This window comes from Enterobacter sp. MGH85, assembly GCF_001037655.1.
GTDB classification, from domain to species: Bacteria; Pseudomonadota; Gammaproteobacteria; order Enterobacterales; family Enterobacteriaceae; genus Enterobacter; species Enterobacter intestinihominis.
In genome coordinates, this window is sequence record NZ_KQ089925.1 from 3,631,312 (window position 1) to 3,650,755 (window position 19,444).

Sequence of the window (19,444 nt, forward strand, 5' to 3'; positions counted from 1 at the left end):
CCGTCAGCTTAAATCATTCGTCGGCTGGATACAAAAAAGAAGCCCGGCGTGTTGTTCGCCGGGCTTCGTCTGGAAAATCAGGCGATTAGTTGTTTACCGGGATGACCGCGCCTTTGTATTTGGTGCGGATCCAGTCCTGAATCTCTTTGGAGTGCAGCACGTTCACCAGCGCGACGATATCCTTCTTCTTCTCATCACCGCGATGAACGGTAATGATGTTGGCGTACGGGTTATTCTCACCGCTTTCAACCGCAATTGGATCGTGGACCGGATCCAGACCGGCATCAATTGCGTAGTTGGCGTTGATCACCACCGCAGCACCTTCGTCGTTGTTGTACATCTGCGGCAGCAGAGATGCCTCGACGTTAGGGGTGAATTGCAGCTTTTTCGGGTTCTCCACAATATCGCTGATGCGCGCGGTCACTTTATCGATGCCTGGCTTCAGCTTGATCACGCCCTCTTTTTCGAAGATGGAGAGAATACGCCCTTCCTCGGAAACCGCATCACGCATGATGATTTTGCCGCCTTCCGGCAGATCCTTCAGCGATTTGTATTTTTTTGAATAGATACCGATCGGCTCAATGTGGATTGCGCCTGCACTGACAAAATCATAATCCTTATCGCCCGCATGATCTTTAAGCACGCTGTTCAGGTAAGGGATGTGCTGGAAATAGTTGGCATCAATGTCATGCCCTGCCAGCGCCGTGTTTGGCAGAATGTAGTCCTGGAACGGTTTAATCTCCAGTTCAATACCCTGCTTCGCCAGAATCGGCTTAGCCTGCTCCAGAATTTCCGCGTGCGGGGTGTTGGACGCCCCCACGGTGAGCGTGTCCGCCCAGGAGGCAAAGCTCAGGGCGCTCAGGGTGGCTGCGGCGATCAGTGTCAGTGTCTTTTTCATGATGTGGTTCCTGTGTGTATTTATTAGCGTTTATCTAACAGTGAAGTAATGGCATCGCCGCAGAACTGGATAATGAACACGATGATCAGAATGGTCACCGTTGCCACCAGCGTGACGTCACCATGGTTGCGCTGGAATCCTTCCAGATAAGCCAGATTTCCCAAACCGCCGGCACCTATCACCCCCGCCATTGCGCTGTAGCTCACCAGCGCAATCAGCGTCACCGTCATACCTGAAACCAGTGCGGGTGAAGATTCCGGCAGTAAAACCCGAAACACTAACGTGCTCAGCCGCGCGCCCATCGAACGCGTGGCTTCAATTACCCCTTTATCCACTTCCCGCAGGGCAATCTCGACCAGACGGGCGTAGAACGGCGCGGCGCCCACAATCAGGGCGGGCAGCGCAGCGTTAGCGCCGAGAATGGTCCCCACAACGGTCTTGGTGAACGGGATCAGCAGAACAATGAGAATGATGAACGGAATCGAGCGGAACACGTTCACCACAATCGACATCACGCTGTAGACCGTGCGGTTGTGGAATAACCCGCCGCGGGCGGTTAAAAACAGCGCCAGACCGAGCGCGATCCCCAGAACAAACGTCGCCACGCCGGAAAGCGCGGTCATGTAGAGCGTCTCCTGGGTTGCAGCCCAAAGCTGATCCCACTTCAGGTGCGGAAAGAGTTCTTCAGCCATGCTTGATTACCTCGCCTTCAATATCGCTTTGCTTCAGGTCGGCGAGGATATTGTTCAGTTGTTCATCCGATGCCACCACGTGCACCCAGAGCTGCCCGAAAACACCGTGAGCGGTTTGCGTCATTTTGCCGTGCAGGATGTTAAACGGCAGGCCGTAGCGCAGGGTCAGTTCACCGACGATCGGCCTGTGCGTGCTGTGCCCGGTGAAGGTGAGCTTGATGACCGCGCCCTCCAGCTCATTTGCCAGTTCGGTATTGAAGGTCTCTTCCTCCGCGTACTGGCTCACCTGGCGGACAAACTGCCGGGTGATCGGCTGCTGAGGATGCGTAAACACGCTCAGCACCTCCCCCTCTTCCACCACCTTGCCGTTCTCCATTACCGCCACGCGGTCGCAGATTTTGCGCACCACGTGCATCTCATGCGTAATGAGTACGATGGTCAGGTTAAAACGACGGTTAATGTCCAGGAGCAGATCGAGGATCTGATCGGTGGTCTGCGGATCCAGCGCCGAGGTGGCTTCGTCACACAGCAGTACGTCCGGATGATTGGCCAGCGCGCGGGCAATGCCCACACGCTGTTTTTGCCCGCCGCTCAGCTGCGACGGGTAGGCATTCTCGCGCCCCTTCAGGCCGACCAGCTCCACCAGCTCGGCAACGCGAGCCTGAATTTGCGCTTTTGGCACACCGGCAATTTGCATTGAAAAGGCGATGTTTTCCTTCACCGTGCGCGACCAGAGCAGATTAAAGTGCTGGAACACCATGCTGATTTTCAGGCGTGCCTGACGCAGCGCTTCTCCCTTCGCGGCGGAGATATCCTGACCGTTAATAGTGACGCTGCCGGCGCTGGGCTTTTCCAGACCGTTCAGCAGACGGATAAGCGTACTTTTCCCGGCCCCGCTGTAACCAATGATCCCGTAAATCTGTCCCTGCTCTATCGTCAAATTGACGTTATCAACGGCTGTCAGCGCCAGCTTCCCGTTGTCAAAAACCTTCGAAATATTACTGAGTACGATCATTCTTATTCGTTATCCGTTACGCATATAGCGGTTTAGCAGTATGGATGTCCAAAAGATAGTAAACAGCCGTTATCAGCTTTTAAATGACCAAAAAAGAATTTCTTATAACGCGGCGGAATAAGCAGCGAACTGGCGGGTGAAAAGCATTTAGATGAATATCTGCAATAATTATCTGCCCTTTGCATATCAGGTCTCATTCATCCGACGAAATTGGTTAATTTTGCAGCACTATGTACTGATATAGCCATCCTCACATCCGGACAACTTTACGTCTTGCTGTCTTTCCACCCAAAAACATAAGGATTATTCCTTTATGTTCTAAAACACAGTGAAACGTTCTTTATTGAGAAAATTTCATGGTCCTATTATCTGGTCATCACCTCTTCACAGGACATGACCATGACGCTTTACCACTCCGTCACCGAACTAATTGGCCATACGCCACTCATCCAGCTGCACAAGCTGGATACCGGCCCCTGCTCGCTGTTTCTGAAGCTGGAAAATCAGAATCCAGGCGGCTCGATTAAAGACCGCGTCGCGCTGTCGATGATTAACGAGGCCGAGCGTATGGGGCAGCTACGGCCCGGCGGCACCATTATTGAAGCCACGGCGGGGAACACCGGCCTGGGGCTGGCGTTGATTGCGGCGCAAAAGGGATACTCGCTGATCCTGGTGGTGCCGGACAAAATGAGCCGCGAGAAGATTTTCCACCTGCGCGCGTTAGGGGCGCAGGTCGTGCTGACCCGTTCAGATGTGAATAAAGGGCATCCGGCCTACTACCAGGATTATGCCCGGCGGTTGGCGAACGAACTGCCAGGCGCGTTTTATATCGATCAGTTCAATAACGCGGCCAATCCGCTGGCGCACCGGACCACTACCGCACCGGAACTGTTTGAACAGCTTGACGGCCATATCGATACCATCGTCGTCGGCGTGGGGTCCGGCGGTACGCTGGGTGGCTTACAGGCGTGGTTTGCAGAACATTCGCCGCAGACGAAATTTGTGCTTGCCGATCCGGCCGGGTCGGTACTGGCGGACCAGGTTGAGACCGGACGCTATCACGATGCCGGATCGTGGCTGGTTGAGGGGATTGGCGAAGACTTTATTCCTCCGCTGGCGCACATCGAAGGGGTTAAACGCGCCTGGCGCATTACCGATCGCGAGGCGTTCACCACCGCCCGCGATCTGCTAAAAACGGAAGGGATCCTGGCAGGCTCCTCCACCGGCACGCTGCTGGCGGCGGCGCTGAAATATTGCCAGGCGCAGACTACGCCAAAACGTGTGGTCACCTTCGCCTGCGACAGCGGCAATAAATACCTCTCGAAGATGTTCAACGACGACTGGATGCGCCAGCAGGGGTTGATTTCGCGTCCGCAGGCAGGCGATCTCTCGGACTATATTGCCCTGCGCCACGATGAAGGCGCGACGGTGACTGCCGCCCCGGACGACACGCTTTCCACCGTGCTGGCCCGCATGCGCCTGTACGACATCTCCCAGCTGCCGGTGCTCGATAACAACAAGGTCGTCGGCATCATCGACGAGTGGGACCTGCTGCGACACATTGAGGGAGATGCCGATCGCTTCTCTCTCCCCGTGACGGCGGCCATGACGCGTCAGGTCGAATATCTGGATAAGCAGGCCCCGGAGAGCGCCCTGTACACCATCTTTGACCGTGGCCTGGTGGCGATTATTTATGACGAAGACCGCTTTCTGGGTCTGATCACACGCAGTGACGTACTCACCACCTGGCGTAACCGCCTGACGAAATAAAAGGAGCAAAAGATGAAAAACCTGGCCACCCTCAGCGTTCACAGCGGTGAGTATCACGACACGCACGGCGCCGTGATGCCGCCAATTTACGCCACGTCGACGTTTGCGCAACCGGCACCGGGTGAACATACCGGCTACGAATACTCCCGGAGCGGCAACCCAACCCGCCATGCGCTGGAGACCGCCATCGCCGAACTGGAAGGCGGCACGCGCGGGTACGCCTTCGCGTCAGGGCTGGCGGCCATTTCCACCGTGCTCGAACTGCTGGATAAAGACAGCCATATCGTTGCCATTGACGACGTGTATGGCGGTACGTATCGCCTGATCGAAAACGTGCGCAAGCGCAGCACCGGGTTACAGGTGAGCTGGGTTAAGCCGGACGATGTAGCCGGACTTGAGGCCGCCATTCGCCCGGACACCCGCATGATCTGGGTGGAAACGCCGACGAACCCGCTGCTGAAACTGGCCGACCTGGAGGCCATCGCAGACATTGCCCGGCGCCATAATGCGATCAGCGTGGCGGATAATACCTTCGCCTCCCCGGTCATTCACCGGCCGCTGGAGGCGGGGTTCGACATTGTGGTTCACTCCGCCACCAAATATCTCAACGGTCATTCAGACGTGGTTGCCGGGCTGGCTGTTGTCGGGGCAAATAAGGATCTCGCGGAGCGTCTGGGCTATCTGCAAAACGCGGTTGGCGGCGTTCTGGATCCGTTCAGCAGCTTCCTGACGCTACGGGGGATTCGCACCCTCTCCCTGCGCGTTGAGAAGCACAGTGCCAACGCGCTGGCGATTGCGCAATGGCTGGAGCAGCATCCGCAGATAGAGAGCGTGCTCTATCCCGGGCTGGAGTCACACCCCCAGTATGCGCTTGCCCGCAGACAAATGGCGCTGCCGGGCGGCATGATCTCCGTTGTGATTAAAGGCGATGCGCAACGCGCGACAGAGGTGATTCGTCATCTTACGCTCTTTACCCTGGCGGAAAGCCTGGGCGGGGTGGAGAGTCTGGTGAGCCAGCCCTACAGCATGACCCACGCCTCCATTCCACTGGCGCAGCGTCTTGCAAACGGCATTGTGCCGCAGCTGATACGCCTGTCGGTGGGGATTGAGGATGCGAAGGATCTGATCGCCGACCTTCAACATGCGCTGGAAAAGTGAGCAAAAAACGGCGGGCGTTGCGCCTGCCGTCATAAGATGACATTAGGCCTTAACGCCTTGATAACAAACTTATGTGAATCTGCACAGAATGTTTTTGAAACACTGTTTCCATTTTCCTTTTTACTGTGAATCAGCGTATAATGCGCGCCAAATCCCTGGTGAATGGTTTCAGCGCTTGGAATACAAAAAACAACGTACAACTTCTCCTCTCATTCGTTGGGCTGGCACTCAGGCACACTTTCTTCTGCACGCTCATTTGATGTCACCTATTCTTAGTGCGTGTCATATACTCTTTCGCAACACAGGTTTGACTCCGCGGCGGTGCGCCCCCGGAGCGAGATTTCCATATCCTTCCCAACTTAAAGACTAAGACTGTCATGAAAAAGACGAAAATTGTTTGTACTATCGGCCCGAAAACCGAATCCGAAGAGATGCTGAGCAAAATGCTGGATGCCGGCATGAACGTGATGCGTCTGAACTTCTCCCACGGCGACTATGCTGAACACGGTCAGCGTATTCAGAACTTGCGCAACGTGATGAGCAAGACCGGGAAAAAAGCGGCAATCCTGCTCGACACCAAAGGTCCTGAAATCCGCACCATCAAACTGGAAGGCGGTAACGACGTTTCCCTGAAAGCGGGCCAGACCTTCACCTTCACCACCGACAAATCCGTTGTAGGTAATAACGAAATCGTTGCCGTGACCTACGAAGGCTTCACCAGCGATCTGTCCGTTGGCAACACCGTGCTGGTAGATGACGGCCTGATCGGCATGGAAGTGACCGCGATTGAAGGTAACAAGGTTATCTGTAAAGTGCTGAACAACGGCGATCTGGGCGAAAACAAAGGCGTTAACCTGCCGGGTGTGTCCATTGCTCTGCCAGCGCTGGCTGAAAAAGACAAACAAGACCTGATCTTCGGCTGCGAACAAGGTGTGGACTTCGTTGCGGCGTCCTTCATCCGTAAACGTTCTGACGTGGTTGAGATCCGTGAGCACCTGAAAGCGCACGGCGGTGAGAACATTCAGATCATCTCCAAGATCGAAAACCAGGAAGGCCTGAACAACTTCGACGAAATCCTTGAAGCGTCTGACGGTATCATGGTAGCGCGTGGCGACCTGGGCGTAGAAATCCCGGTTGAAGAAGTGATCTTCGCGCAGAAGATGATGATCGAGAAATGCGTTCGCGCGCGTAAAGTGGTTATCACCGCAACGCAGATGCTGGACTCCATGATCAAAAACCCACGCCCTACCCGCGCTGAAGCCGGCGACGTGGCGAACGCCATCCTCGACGGTACCGATGCCGTTATGCTGTCTGGCGAATCTGCAAAAGGGAAATACCCTCTGGAAGCGGTCGGCATCATGGCGACCATCTGTGAGCGTACCGACCGCGTGATGAAAAGCCGTCTGGATTACAACAACGACAGCCGTAAACTGCGCATCACCGAAGCCGTGTGCCGTGGTGCGGTAGAAACCGCCGAGAAACTGGAAGCCCCACTGATTGTCGTGGCGACCCAGGGCGGTAAATCTGCGCGTGCCGTGCGTAAATACTTCCCGGATGCGACCATTCTGGCGCTGACCACCAACGAAACCACTGCGCGTCAGCTGGTGCTGAGCAAAGGCGTGATCCCACACCTGGTGAAAGAGATTGCCTCTACCGATGATTTCTATCGTCTGGGTAAAGAAGTGGCTCTGGAACTGGTTGATTGTGGCCTGGCTCAGAAAGGCGACGTGGTGGTTATGGTTTCTGGTGCACTGGTACCAAGCGGTACAACCAACACTGCATCTGTCCACGTACTGTAATATTTCACGAACAAATTATTGTTTTGTTAAAAAGCGTCCTTCGGGGCGCTTTTTTTATTCCCGCCATTAACCAGAACTATTCAAAAAGCAAATCGGGTTTTTCTATTTAATCGCGATTTATCTAAGATGAATCCGATGAAAAATGCCTTTTTTAACATAGCTTTTTCGTCAAAATTGCCGATTTCGTTGCTTCTTTGAGCGAACGATCAAAAATAGGCGTAATCCCATCAAAAAAATATTCTCAACCCAAAAAAGTTTGTGTAATACTTGTAACGCTACATGGAGATTAACTCAATCTAGAGGGTATTAATAATGAATCGTACTAAACTGGTACTGGGCGCGGTAATCCTGGGTTCTACTCTGCTGGCAGGTTGCTCCAGCAACGCTAAAATCGATCAGCTGTCTTCTGACGTTCAGACTCTGAACGCTAAAGTTGACCAGCTGAGCAACGACGTGAACGCAATGCGTTCCGACGTTCAGGCTGCTAAAGACGACGCAGCTCGCGCTAACCAGCGTCTGGACAACCAGGCTACTAAATACCGTAAGTAATAGTACCTGTTAATAAAATGGCGCACATTGTGCGCCATTTTTTTTGCCTTCGTCAAACCTCTACTGAAGCGCTTTCTCTCCCTCGCCTTCCGTCACCGCCGCTGAGACACGACTGTTCTGAACCGACAGGACAGAATTGCCGGCTGACGAACCATTGCCTGCTGAAACGGCAACCGGGATCCCGGCTCTGCGCGCCAGAGCTTTGTCGATTAGCGTTTTATCGCTACCTGATTCCGCTGCGAAGGCGGTAAACGCCGCCGAGTGCGTGAACGGCACCGTCTGTGGGTTTTCGCCCTCAGCCTGCGCCAGCGGCCTGTGCACCTCGATATAACGTTTGCCGTCCGGCTCGACGGAGAACTTAACCGGCTCATTGATAATCTGCACCCGCGTGCCGACGCGCACTTGTTCAAACAACGCTTTGATATCCGGCGCGTTCATTCGCATACAGCCCGAGCTGACCCGTAGCCCTACGCTGTCCGGCGCGCTGGTGCCATGAATAAGATATTCCCCATTCCCGATGCCCAGACGCAGCGCAAAGCGCCCCAGCGGGTTATTTGGCCCTGCGGGTACCACAGGCGGCAGTTTAATGCCCTGTGCCAGTGAGCGCGCTCTGATGCCCGCTGTGGGGGTCCAGGTAGGGTTAGGGATTTTCTGACTCACACGGGTGGTGCTGACCGGTGTTTCCAGCCCAAGCTGACCAATACCCAGCGGATAGACCTGCACGATATTTTCGCCAGGCGGATAGAAGTAAAGACGCAGCTCCGCCAGATTCACCACAATGCCCTCACGCTCGGTGTCCGGGAGCAGCATCTGGGAAGGAATGGTAATGACCGTTCCTGGCGCAGGGTTTACCGGTGCAATGGTATTATTGGTTTCAAGGATAAGCTGTGCGGCGGTATTAAACCGACGAGCGATAGCCTGGAGCTTATTGTCGCCTTCCTGAATGGTGTATGTCTGATTTTGCCCAATCAGGCGGCTGCCTGCGGGCGGTAAAGGATAATCAACCGCCCTGGCTGAATTAACAGCACTGAGCGAACCAAGGAGTAATAGAGTTATTAGAGACGCGCGCTTCATGCTGAGATTCCTTATTCACTGACCAAACGTCAGAAAGCTGAAAAACCAGCGAGGTGGAAACCACCCCGCGAAACAGAATGAATGCTGTTCTGTCAGTTTAGCTAAGGATTGTGGCTTTGGCGCGTATGGCGCGGTTCATCGCTTCCAGTCCCTGGGAGCGGGACGGGGTGAGGTGTTGGGTTAAGGCCATTTTTTCAAACCACGAGCGAACGTCAAAGGCGACAATATCCTGCGCCGACATCTGGTGATAAAGAATAAATACGACGGCAATAAGCCCCTTCACAATGGCGGCATCGCTGTCACCCTGTAAATCGATTACGCCATCATCCGTCTGCTGCATCTGGATCCAGACCTGGCTCTGGCAGCCCTGAATGATGTTGTCCCGGTTATGCGCCTCTTCGCTGAGCGGCGGCAGGCGCTGACCTAGCTCGATAATATAAAGGTATTTCTCTTCCCAGTTTGCGCAACGCCCAAAGTTACGCAGCAATTTATCTCTGTCCGGCAAATCTGCCATCTCTCGCCTCTCCGTTAGCCAAGCAGCTGATGAATACGTTTTAGTCCCGCCACCAGTCTGTCGACCTCTTCCGTTGTGTTGTACATCACCAGCGATGCGCGGCACATGGCCGGTACCTGATAATACGCCATCAGTGGCATCGCGCAGTGATGCCCGGTACGTACGGCGACGCCGTAATTATCCAGGAAACTGCCCACATCATAAGCGTGATGCTTGCCGAGGTTGAAGGCTATCACACCCAGACGGTCAGCAGGGCCATATAAGGTCAGATCCGGGACGCCGGCAAGCTCCTGCAAGGCATATTGCATCAGCAGCTGTTCGTACTCCTGAATCGCCGCCAGCCCCGTTTCAGAGACGTAGCTAATGGCCGCGCCCAGCCCGATTATCCCGCCCGTGTTTGGCGTACCCGCCTCGAAGCGCCAGGGCGCCCGGGCGTAGGTTGTGCCTTCCGTCAGGCTGACGGTGGCAATCATTGACCCGCCCCCTTCCCACGGCGGCATGGCCTGGAGAATATCCTCCTTCACATACAGCACGCCGATGCCCGTCGGACCATACAGCTTGTGCCCGGAGAAGACGTAGAAATCGCAGTCCAGGGCCTGAACGTCAACCGCATGGTGCATCACCGCCTGGGCACCATCAATCAACACTTTCGCACCGGCCTGATGGGCTTTGTCGACGATCAGCGCCACCGGATTTTCCGTCCCCAGCACGTTTGAAACGTGGGTCACCGCTACCAGCCGCGTTCTGTCGTCAAGCAGGGCGTCCAGCTGTTCAAGCTGAAGCGTACCGTCTTCGTTTAGCGGGATCACCCGCAGTTGCGCCCCCATACGCTCACAGAGCATCTGCCAGGGCACGATGTTAGCGTGGTGCTCCATCTGGGTGATGATGATGTTATCCCCCGCGTGCACCTGCGCATTGCCCCAGCTGTTAGCCACCAGGTTGATCCCTTCGGTGGTGCCACGCACGAACACCAGCTCTTCCGGCGAACGCGCGTTGAGAAACGCCGCAACCTGCGTGCGCACGTTTTCCATGCGCTGGGTCGCCTCGGCGCTCAGAGTGTGGATCCCGCGATGGACCGCCGCATAACCGTGGCGGTAAAACTCGGCTTCCGCATCCACCACCTGATTCGGTTTTTGCGCGCTGGCCGCACTGTCGAGATAGGCCAGCGGCAGACCGTTCACTTCACGGGTCAGTACCGGAAAATCTGCCCGGATTTTCTCTACGGGAAATGTCATGCTTCGCCTCCAGGCAGCCGCTGACCGATACGGGCCAGCACCTGCTGTTTAAGTCCGCCATCGGGCAGCGCTTCCGTCAGCTCAGCCGCAAAGGCGTAAATAATCATCTTTTGCGCGGCCTGCTGGTCTATTCCGCGAGAGCGCAGGTAGAACATCTGCTCATCGTCAATACGCCCGACCGTTGCGCCGTGGCTGCATTTCACGTCGTCCGCATAAATTTCCAGCTGTGGTTTGGTGTCCACCTCTGCCAGACGTCCCAGCAAAAGGTTGTTGTTGGTCATCTGCCCGTCAGTTTTGATGGCGTGCTGCGCCACATTGATCAGGCCGTTAAACACCGCACGTCCTTTGTCGCTGACGATGGTTTTGTGCAGCTGACGGCTGTTGCAGTAGCCTTTGTTATGCTCAAGCCAGGTGCGCGTGTCGCATACTTCTGACTTCACCGGCATTGCCAGGCTGTTAATACGCAGCGTAGTGTTCTCACCGTTCAGCTGGGTGCTGGTATTGTGGCGCAGCACCGCGCCGCCAAGCAGGAAGCTGTGGCTGTACGCCGCGGCATCCTGGCCCAGCAGAATATCGTTGTGGGCGAAGTGGTGACTGAGCGGATTCTCAAACGCCAGCTTGATATGGTGCAGCTGGGCGTTGGCCGCCACGTTCATCGTCAGACGCGAGCCGGTAAAATGGCGGGTGTCGTTCAGACTAACGTAATGCTCAATTACCGTCGCTTCTGCCCCTTCTGCCAGCTCGAGATGGTGGCGATAGTGGGCGGTGTTGATCTCGCCGCCCTCAACACCCTGGGTGATATGCATCAGCAGCAGCGGTTTCGCCGGGCGCTGGTTACGCTTAACGTGAATATGGGTTAAAGACTGAGACAGGCTCTCTGTCAGATGCAGGAAGACTTCAGGCTGAACGGGCGCGTTCAGCGACTGACGCTCATCGTTAATGGCGATATCGAACCCGCTCTCCTGTACGCTGTCGCTGAGTTCCTCACGAAACTGCCCGTCTACAAACACCAGACGCACGGCATCCACGCTCAGCGCCAGCACATCGCGCTGACCGGGGCTAACCTGCGCCAGACGGGTGACAAACTCGCCGTTCAGCAGGCCGTCCAGCGGGGTATATTTCCAGTTCTCATGCTTACGCGTCGGTAAACCGAGACGCAGCATCTGCTGGAGATGGTGCTGAGCCTGTTCAGAGCGCGCTCCACCCTGCGCTTCAAACAGCCGGTGCCACTGCTGGAGTGCATTACTGCTGTTCGGTAAGCCAGCCATAACCCTGCTCCTCCAGTTGTTTAACCAGCGTAAAGTCACCGGATTTCACAATGCGCCCCTGATAAAGCACGTGGACATAGTCCGGTTTGATGTAGTCCAGAATACGCTGGTAGTGAGTCACGATAATAAATGAGCGGTTACCGTCACGCAGAGAGTTTACGCCGTCGGCAACGATCTTCAGGGCATCAATATCCAGGCCTGAATCGGTTTCATCGAGAATGCACAGCTCCGGCTCAAGAACCGCCATTTGCAGAATATCGTTACGTTTTTTCTCACCGCCGGAGAAACCCACGTTCACCGAGCGGGTGAGCAGATCTTCGGGCATTTTCAGCAGCTTGATTTTCTCTTCCATCAGATCCTGGAAGTCAAAGCGATCCAGCGCCTCAAGCCCGCGATACTTGCGCACCGCGTTCAGCGCGGTTTGCAGGAAGAACTGGTTGCTGACGCCCGGGATTTCCACCGGATACTGGAAGGCCATAAAGATGCCCTCACCGGCACGCTCTTCAGGCGACATCTCCAGCAGATCCTTGCCGTTAAACTCAACGGAGCCGCTGGTGACCTCATAATCTTCGCGTCCTGCCAGCGTCGCTGAAAGCGTACTTTTCCCGGAGCCGTTTGGCCCCATGATGGCGTGAACTTCACCCGGTTTGACGTCAAAATTGAGCCCACGAAGGATCTCTTTCTCTTCCACGCTAACCTGTAAATCTTTAATGCTTAACATGTGCTTTCCTTAACCGACGCTGTGTTCAAGACTAATGGCGAGGAGTTTCTGGGCTTCAACGGCAAATTCCAGCGGCAGTTCAGAGAACACGTCCTTACAGAAGCCGTTAACAATCATTGAAATCGCATCTTCTTCACTGATCCCGCGTTGCAGGCAGTAGAACAGCTGATCTTCACCGATACGTGACGTAGTCGCCTCATGCTCGAGCTGGGCGCTGTTATTGCGGCATTCGACATAGGGGAAGGTATGCGCCCCGCAGTCCGCACCAATCAGCATGGAGTCGCACTGGGTAAAGTTACGTGCGTTGGTGGCTGTCGGCATGATTTTCACCAGCCCGCGATAGCTGTTCTGGCTGTGACCGGCAGAGATCCCTTTGGAGATGATGGTCGATTTGGTGTTTTTACCGATGTGGATCATCTTGGTGCCGGTATCGGCCTGCTGATGACCGCTGGTCAGTGCCACGGAGTAAAACTCACCGATGGAGTTGTCGCCGCGCAGAATACAGCTCGGGTATTTCCAGGTAATGGCGGAGCCGGTTTCTGACTGCGTCCAGGACATCTTACTGTTTTCACCTTCGCACAGCGCACGCTTGGTGACGAAGTTCAGAATACCACCGGTGTTGCCATCGCCCGGGAACCAGTTCTGTACCGTAGAGTATTTCACTTCCGCGTCTTTATGGATGATCACCTCTACCACCGCCGCGTGCAGCTGGTAGCTGTCGCGCACCGGCGCCGAACAGCCTTCGATATAGCTGACGTAGCTGCCTTCATCGGCCACCAGGATGGTGCGTTCAAACTGGCCGGTTTTTTCCGCGTTGATGCGGAAATAGGTCGAGAGCTCCATCGGGCAGCGCACACCTTTAGGCACGTAGATAAAGGTGCCGTCTGACGCCACCGCCGCATTCAGTGCCGCGAAGAAGTTATCGTTACTGGGTACCACGGTGCCAATGTACTTTTTCACCAGCTCCGGGTGATCGTGAATGGCTTCCCCAAAGGAGCAGAAAATTATCCCCTGCTCCGCCAGCTTTTCACGGTAGGTGGTTGCCACCGAGACGGAGTCAAAAATGGCGTCCACCGCCACCTCTTTACCTTCGCGCACGGGCACGCCGAGCTGATTGAAGGCCTCTTCCACCTCTTTACTCAGGAAGCTGTTCTCGGCACCGGTTTGCTGTACCGCGCCGGGCTGCGAGGCACAGGTATCATCGCAGCTGCCGCATGAGGGCGCGGAGTAATAGCTGTAATCCTGATAGTTCAGCTTATCGTAATGCGCTTTCAGCCAGTGGGGTTCTTCCATCTCCAGCCACGCGCGGAATGCGCTCAGGCGAAACTCCAGCATCCACTCCGGCTCGTTACGTTTCGCCGAAATGGCGCGCACGACCTCTTCGTTGATGCCTTTCGCCAGCTCATCGGTTTGCAGCTGCGTGAAGAAACCCTCTTTATAGTTGAGGTGTCCGCCGCTCCAGGTGTTTACATCACTCGTTGCTTCAGTATTACGAGACATAGTACCGCCTATACCCCAAAGCTTTCGCCGCAGCCGCATTCGTTCTGGGCTTTCGGGTTATGAAATTTGAATAACTGGTTTAAACCTTCCCGAACGTAGTCGACTTCGGTTCCATCGATAAACGGCATAGCCTGTAGCGCGACGTATAACTTTGCACCGTCGGTTTCAAAGACCAGATCGTCCTTTTTGGGTTCGGTTACGGTATCCAGCACGTAGCCAAATCCCGCGCAGCCCGTCTGCTTAACGCCTAAGCGTACGCCGAGGATGTCGGGATTTTTTGCCACCAGCTCATGAATATGCGCCGCCGCCGCGGGCGTCAGCGTTAAGCCACGCCAGGCAAAATCGGCCGGATTGAAGGTTTCTGAATGCAGTTCCATAGGTCCACCTCATCTGATAAGCCACCAGGGCATAACACCATGTTAGTGATAACGATTATCACTTCAACCCCCTGCGAGCAGGGGCTTTGGGCTAAACCGCCCTTTTTGGCTACTTTCATTAAGCATAGACCCTGTGACGGGATGCGGATGGGTGGGTTAGTTTTGTTCAATGCATTGATAAATAATGCATTTCATAAGAAAGGCGGTAAGGTGGCGGGCAATAATAAAAATTGTATTGAAAATACCTATTTTTGAGATAGCTAAAGTACGCCCAGGCATCATATACATTTTTTACGTATGCCTCCCCCTTAAGCCAGGTTCTTTTTAATTCTTTTTTGCCTTACCTGGGCGCGCATAAAGACGTTTGATGGATAAGTTAACCATTATTTATCAGTCTGATAGTGGTTAAATTCCGATCATGATTAATTACATAAACTCGTCCCTTTTCGGCGTAATGTTTCCCTTGTTAACCATTTATTCAGTAAGGGATTAAATTATGTGGAGTGCCCATAAAGCCGCAGTTCATGCTCGCCAGCATGCAGGTCAGTATAGCCAGAAAAGATGTGCAGAATTTGTTTCAAAATCCATTCGCGCCGGCGGTGCTAATCTACAGAACACACATTATGCTAAGGATATGAAAAGCAATTTAATTCTGGCGGGCTTCCACCAAGTTTACGGTGAGCCTGTTGAGGGCGATGTGGCGGTGATCCAGCCCACAGCGCACCACCCCTATGGCCACGCTTGCATCTATGGTGGGAACGGCGTCTGGTACTCTGATTTTGTTCAGCGAACAATGTATCCGGGAAAAGAATACCGGGAAGTAAAGCCAGCATATGCAATTTACAGGCATGACTGACATGAAAAAAATAATTCTGGCGATCCTGCTTCTGCCCACTCTCGCATCAGCTGCACAGAAGTTACCCCCTGAGGTATCCGCTGCCCTTCAGTTTAATAAGTGGTACATCTCGCAAATTATTATCGGGAAAGAGCCCCTGAAAAACTATGAAGCGCTGAGGCCATATGTAACCCGTGAAACCATCAGCAAACTCAAAGACATGGATAAGCTGGATCCAGATGAATATGACGTGCCTGACGTCGATATGTTCATCAAGGCTCAGGGATATGAAGATGACTGGGGCATCGTCAGTGCGCGGGCGCTGGATTACGATGCCGCCTGTATGCAGGTTTATATCTCATTCGGCAAAAAGCGGGATCACACCGTAATTGACTGCATGGTCAAGGAAGATGGCGTGTGGAAAGTTGAATCCGTGGCCAGTATGAATATTTCAGACAACCTGATGATGGAATAAACCGACGATATGACAGGGGTACTGATGCTATGCATCTTCGCGGATACCCCTGTCGTATCGCCAGAAGGCTAAAAACCCGCGCTGGCGGTTTACCGTTGGCCCCCTTAACATCAGTGATGGAACGAGACGGCGAAACCCTGTTCACGCCAGTGGTCGAGCTGCTCCTGTTGACGAGGCGTAGGTGCTTTACCGGTCCAGACGAAAATTTTTTGTCCAGGGAAAAGTTCCGGACGTGGAGAATCAATCGGTTCAGCCAGCACGTCGATATGCCAGCCCTTGTAGGCAAGACGGGCCGCTTCCAGCCACAAATGCGTACGGTCGTCGCACTCCCACCCAATCAGCAGCGCATCTTTACCTGCTTTTTTTCGCGACTCACCCAGGCTTGCAACGGCAAACTCAATCAGGACACCGTCCAGCAGGCTCGCCATGTGACGCACCGTATTCTGGTCCTGGTTCATTCGCTGCCGCACAGGGGTGATGATGTTATCTATCAGAACATCCATCGCATGGTCACGGCGGAACTCACTGATTTTGGCGCGCAGTTTTGCCGGATTGGCATAGCGCAGAACGGTTAACATCTCTTCCTGAAACGATGCCCAGTTCCCATGCGTCATCACTTCTGTATTTTCAAGAAGCGCTTTTACTTTACCGACCGAAACACCCGTTTTCATCAGGCGTTTGATCTCTTCGATACGCAGGATATCTTCATCGTCAAACTGACGATGACCCCCTTCACTTCGCTGCGGCTTCAACAATCCATAACGGCGCTGCCAGGCACGCAGCGTAACGGGGTTGATACCGCATCGTTCGGCCACTTCGCCGATACTGTAATAGGCCATTAACTCCCTCACGCACAATACTTCCATACCTAACCAAACCAACCTTATCAGATTGTACAAATCATTTGTATAACTAACTCCTCGTTCTGAGACAAGTGAATGGCTCAAAGAACCCCTCACTCGTTAATGTATTGTTGTATAAATTTAGCCGTACGTACAGGTCACTATTAAGAGTTACGTACAGGTTTTTATAAATCGTACTTTTTCTCGGGCCAGGCAATCGCCGGAATGCCCCCCAGACGCGGGCTGGCGAAAAGGTGACCCTGGAACTGAGAAATCCCGGCAGATTCCAGCCACATCCACTCTTCAGCCAGCTCTACGCCTACCGCACAGAACAGAATTTCCAGGGAGGCGCAGCATTTAATGATTGACTGAATGATTGCCTGACGCGGGCCGCTCTTGTGCACGTTAGCAATCAAATCACGGTTGATCTTGATTCTGTCCGGCTGGAACTGAGCCAGCAGTTGCAGACCGGCGAATCCCGCGCCAAAGTGATCGATGGCCACGCTGATCCCGGCGCTTTTAAGCTGTCTGACCGCGCTGGTGAACTCTTCGAAGCGCGAGATCGCCTCGCTCTCGGTGAACTCGACCACAATTTGCTCCGGCACAAAACCGTTCGCCTCAATTGCCGTCAGTAAAAAATCGACGGCGCCAGGAACATTGACCAGCGTCATCGGCAGCAGATTAATGGACAACGTTTGAGTCTGTAGGCCCAGCGCGCTGGCCATCGACAAAGCCACCTGTTTACTCTTCAGATCCGATTCGTACAGCGCCTCACGCGACAGGTTGGCAAAATAGCTTTCCGGGGACGCACCGGACGGCGTGCGGATCAGGGCTTCCCAGGAAACTACCTGCTGCATAAACGGATCGACGATAGGTTGAAACGCGAAACTACAGTCCGCGCCCTTTGCCACTACTGTCGGCTGGGAGGATAACGGCGTATTTTCGGTGACAAACTCCCAGGCGTCAGCCGGAGGCAGCTCAAAGTAGTTGGCTTTTTCAGTGGCCTCAACGAAGGTGCGGAAAAATTGCAGGGCGCGATCGTTATAGGTTAGCTGATAGCGGCTTGTGCCTTTATCAAGAACCTGTTGCAGCACTTCGTTGGTGTCGTACTGACGAAGGTCGAAGAGCTCCATACCCACATTGCCAAAACGTCTTGAAGGCCCGTGATCGCTAAACAATTCGACCACGTTGTGATGCCGTGGGTCACGGCAAATGAGCTCATAGATCTCCTTAACGTTATCAGCGGGCCCTTCAAGTAACTGAAAAAAGTGTGTGCCGTTAAACAGCAAAATCCCCGTCACATCGAACTGGCGATTTCTACAATTTGCAGCAGCGACCATGTCTTCCAGCGCTTTCACTGGAACGTCCTCGCAGATATGACTGCGGTAAATGATGGTTGTGAGCATGCTAATCCTGAAGATTGAGGGGGTGACCACGAAAACACGTGGGGAAAACTCTGTTATAGCACATTAATTGCCCAACAAATAATTTACATCTCAACGATTTACACGGCTTTTTTGCGTCATTTACGGGCTTGTACAACTCTGCGACGCCGCTTCGAATTGTACAATATATCTTGTGAATACCGCAGTAAATCGTATAAGAATAAGCATCTGATAAATAATGATTTTATAAAATATATTATAAAATATTTAAAAAATTGTACATTTTAAATGTACAGATTTGAAAATTATGTATACCTTAAATGTAACGTTACTGATTACGAAAATTTACAGGAGCGAAACATGCAGCAGAACGGACACCTCGCAGACTCGGCAACAGCGATTGCGCAGTATTTCGAAAAAGCCGCGCTTCCAACCCAACAGGAAACATTGGGTCAGGTTGTTGTTGAAATCCTTAGCGACGGGCGAAATCTGAATCGCAAATCGCTCTGCACAAAACTGTTGAGTCGCCTTGAAAAGGCCAATGGCCCGGAAGAGGAACATCATTATCACATGCTTCTTGGCCTGCTCTTCGAACGTTAATGTCATGAACAGCAGTGATGCGGACAGACTGATCGACAAGCTTATTGGAGAAGCCGCTCTTTCACTTTTGAAGGAGCGCGGTCCCGTGACGACCGAGGGATTGGTTCAGCGTCTGCGTAACATGCAAGCCTGTGAGACGGATCCCCAGCGGCGGGAGACATTAGCGAGGGTGATAGCTGAAATCAGCTCAGGCACGGTCGCTTTTAAAGGTCGCAGAACCGCACAAGGACGAATACAGAGAGAGGGATCTCTCAAAAATAATCGAGACAATGTAGTGCCGTTATTTGGAAATGGAAAACCGTCCGATCCCAAAAAGATGCATTGACTACAACTTTACAGCAACGGTGAGAACAAATGAGACAAAATATTCAGCTTCAACCCGAATACCACTCCGCCTTTTTAGATAGCGCGTTGTCGGAGTATTTCCGTCACGCAGGCGATCGCTTTGCTGAAGAGTCTGCCATTTTTTCGACTGCGGTTCGTTGTGTTCTCGCTTCTGAAGGTCATCTGACCAACAAAGCGATCATTCTCTGGCTGATCCAGACGCTGGAAACCACCGACGATGTCGTTAAGGCAGATGTGATCCGCAAGACGCTGGAAATTGTTGTCGGTTATACCATGGACGATCTTTAACGCCTCTCCCTTCCCATCCCTACGGATAGCGTGTCATCGTCAATTCTGACGAACAGACTGACGATGACACACCCTCTCTTCCCTGACGCCCTGTTAATCAAGCA

The 19,444-nt window shown here is 53.5% G+C and carries 22 protein-coding genes; 10 read left to right on the top strand and 12 right to left on the bottom strand.

Annotated features, from left to right (window positions below; all coding sequences use genetic code 11):
* Positions 1-85: 85 nt before the first annotated feature.
* From SK51_RS17150 to SK51_RS17160, 3 genes are read right to left on the bottom strand one after another with little or no spacing between them, the layout of a single operon-like run.
* Positions 86-898 carry a MetQ/NlpA family ABC transporter substrate-binding protein gene (locus SK51_RS17150; protein ID WP_023305994.1) on the bottom strand — a complete coding sequence of 271 codons (813 nt, stop codon included), beginning with the start codon at positions 896-898 and terminating at the stop codon, positions 86-88.
* A 23-nt stretch (positions 899-921) separates the two neighbouring features.
* Entirely contained in the window at positions 922-1,590 is a 669-nt protein-coding gene (locus SK51_RS17155; protein WP_017384621.1) for a methionine ABC transporter permease, read from the bottom strand.
* The gene (locus SK51_RS17160) at positions 1,583-2,605 is read right to left on the bottom strand and encodes a methionine ABC transporter ATP-binding protein (protein ID WP_023299939.1); all 1,023 of its coding nucleotides are present in this window, start codon (positions 2,603-2,605) and stop codon (positions 1,583-1,585) included. Before SK51_RS17160 ends, SK51_RS17155 begins: the two co-directional genes overlap by 8 nt.
* Positions 2,606-3,004: 399 nt before the next feature.
* Here SK51_RS17160 and SK51_RS17165 point away from each other — a divergent pair, with 399 nt between their 5' ends.
* From SK51_RS17165 to lpp, 5 genes are all read left to right on the top strand, one after another.
* Positions 3,005-4,375, top strand: a complete 1,371-nt coding sequence (locus tag SK51_RS17165; protein WP_023305993.1) for a pyridoxal-phosphate dependent enzyme — start codon at positions 3,005-3,007, stop codon at positions 4,373-4,375.
* 12 nt (positions 4,376-4,387) lie between these two features.
* Positions 4,388-5,533 carry a trans-sulfuration enzyme family protein gene (locus tag SK51_RS17170; protein WP_023305992.1) on the top strand — a complete coding sequence of 382 codons (1,146 nt, stop codon included), beginning with the start codon at positions 4,388-4,390 and terminating at the stop codon, positions 5,531-5,533.
* An 88-nt stretch (positions 5,534-5,621) separates the two neighbouring features.
* Positions 5,622-5,903, top strand: coding sequence for a protein YnhH (ynhH, locus tag SK51_RS25905; protein WP_419879693.1), 282 nt, complete (start codon positions 5,622-5,624; stop codon positions 5,901-5,903).
* A 7-nt stretch (positions 5,904-5,910) separates the two neighbouring features.
* Positions 5,911-7,332 carry a pyruvate kinase PykF gene (pykF, locus tag SK51_RS17175; RefSeq protein WP_015570703.1) on the top strand — a complete coding sequence of 474 codons (1,422 nt, stop codon included), beginning with the start codon at positions 5,911-5,913 and terminating at the stop codon, positions 7,330-7,332.
* Between the two features lie 312 nt (positions 7,333-7,644).
* Entirely contained in the window at positions 7,645-7,881 is a 237-nt protein-coding gene (gene lpp / locus SK51_RS17180; protein ID WP_001082307.1) for a murein lipoprotein Lpp, read from the top strand.
* Positions 7,882-7,941: 60 nt separating this feature from the next.
* Here the strand turns inward: lpp and ldtE are convergent, their stop codons facing one another.
* The 7 genes from ldtE to sufA all read right to left on the bottom strand — a co-directional run bounded on the left by ldtE (position 7,942) and on the right by sufA (position 14,570).
* The gene (gene ldtE / locus SK51_RS17185) at positions 7,942-8,955 is read right to left on the bottom strand and encodes a L,D-transpeptidase LdtE (RefSeq protein WP_023305991.1); all 1,014 of its coding nucleotides are present in this window, start codon (positions 8,953-8,955) and stop codon (positions 7,942-7,944) included.
* A 97-nt stretch (positions 8,956-9,052) separates the two neighbouring features.
* The gene (gene sufE / locus SK51_RS17190; RefSeq protein WP_023305990.1) at positions 9,053-9,469 is read right to left on the bottom strand and encodes a cysteine desulfuration protein SufE; all 417 of its coding nucleotides are present in this window, start codon (positions 9,467-9,469) and stop codon (positions 9,053-9,055) included.
* A gap of 14 nt (positions 9,470-9,483) precedes the next feature.
* Entirely contained in the window at positions 9,484-10,704 is a 1,221-nt protein-coding gene (gene sufS, locus SK51_RS17195) for a cysteine desulfurase SufS (RefSeq protein ID WP_023305989.1), read from the bottom strand.
* The gene (gene sufD / locus SK51_RS17200; RefSeq protein WP_023305988.1) at positions 10,701-11,972 is read right to left on the bottom strand and encodes a Fe-S cluster assembly protein SufD; all 1,272 of its coding nucleotides are present in this window, start codon (positions 11,970-11,972) and stop codon (positions 10,701-10,703) included. Before sufD ends, sufS begins: the two co-directional genes overlap by 4 nt.
* Complete coding sequence (gene sufC, locus SK51_RS17205; RefSeq protein ID WP_022647874.1) at positions 11,947-12,693, bottom strand: Fe-S cluster assembly ATPase SufC; 747 nt, start codon at positions 12,691-12,693, stop codon at positions 11,947-11,949. The genes sufD and sufC overlap by 26 nt, the downstream gene beginning before the upstream one ends.
* Positions 12,694-12,702: 9 nt before the next feature.
* Positions 12,703-14,193, bottom strand: coding sequence for a Fe-S cluster assembly protein SufB (sufB, locus tag SK51_RS17210; protein ID WP_003857739.1), 1,491 nt, complete (start codon positions 14,191-14,193; stop codon positions 12,703-12,705).
* Between the two features lie 8 nt (positions 14,194-14,201).
* Positions 14,202-14,570 carry a Fe-S cluster assembly scaffold SufA gene (gene sufA, locus SK51_RS17215; protein WP_022647873.1) on the bottom strand — a complete coding sequence of 123 codons (369 nt, stop codon included), beginning with the start codon at positions 14,568-14,570 and terminating at the stop codon, positions 14,202-14,204.
* 496 nt (positions 14,571-15,066) lie between these two features.
* Between sufA and SK51_RS17225 the strand changes: the two genes are divergently transcribed.
* Together SK51_RS17225 and SK51_RS17230 are read left to right on the top strand one after the other, a co-directional pair.
* Positions 15,067-15,426 (top strand): hypothetical protein, encoded by a 360-nt coding sequence (locus SK51_RS17225; RefSeq protein WP_023305987.1) that lies wholly within the window; start codon positions 15,067-15,069, stop codon positions 15,424-15,426.
* Between the two features lies 1 nt (position 15,427).
* Positions 15,428-15,880, top strand: a complete 453-nt coding sequence (locus SK51_RS17230; RefSeq protein WP_023305986.1) for a DUF3828 domain-containing protein — start codon at positions 15,428-15,430, stop codon at positions 15,878-15,880.
* 110 nt (positions 15,881-15,990) lie between these two features.
* On the opposite strand, the gene SK51_RS17235 is transcribed toward SK51_RS17230, so the two are convergent.
* Entirely contained in the window at positions 15,991-16,719 is a 729-nt protein-coding gene (locus tag SK51_RS17235; RefSeq protein ID WP_023305985.1) for a MerR family transcriptional regulator, read from the bottom strand.
* A 188-nt stretch (positions 16,720-16,907) separates the two neighbouring features.
* Entirely contained in the window at positions 16,908-18,128 is a 1,221-nt protein-coding gene (locus SK51_RS17240) for a diguanylate phosphodiesterase (protein WP_048206858.1), read from the bottom strand.
* A gap of 339 nt (positions 18,129-18,467) precedes the next feature.
* On the opposite strand from SK51_RS17240, the gene ycgZ reads away from it, so the two are divergent.
* Genes ycgZ through SK51_RS17255 form a run of 3 tightly spaced genes read left to right on the top strand, consistent with a single transcriptional unit; the run spans position 18,468 to position 19,340 of the window.
* Positions 18,468-18,707 (top strand): regulatory protein YcgZ, encoded by a 240-nt coding sequence (ycgZ, locus tag SK51_RS17245; protein WP_017384632.1) that lies wholly within the window; start codon positions 18,468-18,470, stop codon positions 18,705-18,707.
* A 4-nt stretch (positions 18,708-18,711) separates the two neighbouring features.
* The gene (locus SK51_RS17250) at positions 18,712-19,032 is read left to right on the top strand and encodes a hypothetical protein (RefSeq protein ID WP_032671092.1); all 321 of its coding nucleotides are present in this window, start codon (positions 18,712-18,714) and stop codon (positions 19,030-19,032) included.
* 29 nt (positions 19,033-19,061) lie between these two features.
* Positions 19,062-19,340 (top strand): biofilm/acid-resistance regulator YmgB/AriR, encoded by a 279-nt coding sequence (locus SK51_RS17255; RefSeq protein ID WP_022647868.1) that lies wholly within the window; start codon positions 19,062-19,064, stop codon positions 19,338-19,340.
* The last annotated feature ends 104 nt before the right edge of the window (positions 19,341-19,444 follow it).

What these genes read in the sequence shown, in the direction of transcription:
- sufE (WP_023305990.1), bottom strand. Translation starts at nt 9,469, where the DNA reads ATGGCAGATTTGCCGGACAGAGATAAATTGCTGCGTAACTTTGGGCGT.
- SK51_RS17250 (WP_032671092.1), top strand. Translation starts at nt 18,712, where the DNA reads ATGAACAGCAGTGATGCGGACAGACTGATCGACAAGCTTATTGGAGAA.
- SK51_RS17170 (WP_023305992.1), top strand. Translation starts at nt 4,388, where the DNA reads ATGAAAAACCTGGCCACCCTCAGCGTTCACAGCGGTGAGTATCACGAC.
- sufS (WP_023305989.1), bottom strand. Translation starts at nt 10,704, where the DNA reads ATGACATTTCCCGTAGAGAAAATCCGGGCAGATTTTCCGGTACTGACC.
- SK51_RS17160 (WP_023299939.1), bottom strand. Translation starts at nt 2,605, where the DNA reads ATGATCGTACTCAGTAATATTTCGAAGGTTTTTGACAACGGGAAGCTG.
- sufC (WP_022647874.1), bottom strand. Translation starts at nt 12,693, where the DNA reads ATGTTAAGCATTAAAGATTTACAGGTTAGCGTGGAAGAGAAAGAGATC.
- sufD (WP_023305988.1), bottom strand. Translation starts at nt 11,972, where the DNA reads ATGGCTGGCTTACCGAACAGCAGTAATGCACTCCAGCAGTGGCACCGG.
- SK51_RS17255 (WP_022647868.1), top strand. Translation starts at nt 19,062, where the DNA reads ATGAGACAAAATATTCAGCTTCAACCCGAATACCACTCCGCCTTTTTA.
- SK51_RS17155 (WP_017384621.1), bottom strand. Translation starts at nt 1,590, where the DNA reads ATGGCTGAAGAACTCTTTCCGCACCTGAAGTGGGATCAGCTTTGGGCT.
- ycgZ (WP_017384632.1), top strand. Translation starts at nt 18,468, where the DNA reads ATGCAGCAGAACGGACACCTCGCAGACTCGGCAACAGCGATTGCGCAG.
- ynhH (WP_419879693.1), top strand. Translation starts at nt 5,622, where the DNA reads ATGTTTTTGAAACACTGTTTCCATTTTCCTTTTTACTGTGAATCAGCG.
- SK51_RS17230 (WP_023305986.1), top strand. Translation starts at nt 15,428, where the DNA reads ATGAAAAAAATAATTCTGGCGATCCTGCTTCTGCCCACTCTCGCATCA.
- pykF (WP_015570703.1), top strand. Translation starts at nt 5,911, where the DNA reads ATGAAAAAGACGAAAATTGTTTGTACTATCGGCCCGAAAACCGAATCC.
- sufA (WP_022647873.1), bottom strand. Translation starts at nt 14,570, where the DNA reads ATGGAACTGCATTCAGAAACCTTCAATCCGGCCGATTTTGCCTGGCGT.
- SK51_RS17150 (WP_023305994.1), bottom strand. Translation starts at nt 898, where the DNA reads ATGAAAAAGACACTGACACTGATCGCCGCAGCCACCCTGAGCGCCCTG.
- SK51_RS17165 (WP_023305993.1), top strand. Translation starts at nt 3,005, where the DNA reads ATGACGCTTTACCACTCCGTCACCGAACTAATTGGCCATACGCCACTC.
- SK51_RS17235 (WP_023305985.1), bottom strand. Translation starts at nt 16,719, where the DNA reads ATGGCCTATTACAGTATCGGCGAAGTGGCCGAACGATGCGGTATCAAC.
- sufB (WP_003857739.1), bottom strand. Translation starts at nt 14,193, where the DNA reads ATGTCTCGTAATACTGAAGCAACGAGTGATGTAAACACCTGGAGCGGC.
- ldtE (WP_023305991.1), bottom strand. Translation starts at nt 8,955, where the DNA reads ATGAAGCGCGCGTCTCTAATAACTCTATTACTCCTTGGTTCGCTCAGT.
- SK51_RS17225 (WP_023305987.1), top strand. Translation starts at nt 15,067, where the DNA reads ATGTGGAGTGCCCATAAAGCCGCAGTTCATGCTCGCCAGCATGCAGGT.
- SK51_RS17240 (WP_048206858.1), bottom strand. Translation starts at nt 18,128, where the DNA reads ATGCTCACAACCATCATTTACCGCAGTCATATCTGCGAGGACGTTCCA.
- lpp (WP_001082307.1), top strand. Translation starts at nt 7,645, where the DNA reads ATGAATCGTACTAAACTGGTACTGGGCGCGGTAATCCTGGGTTCTACT.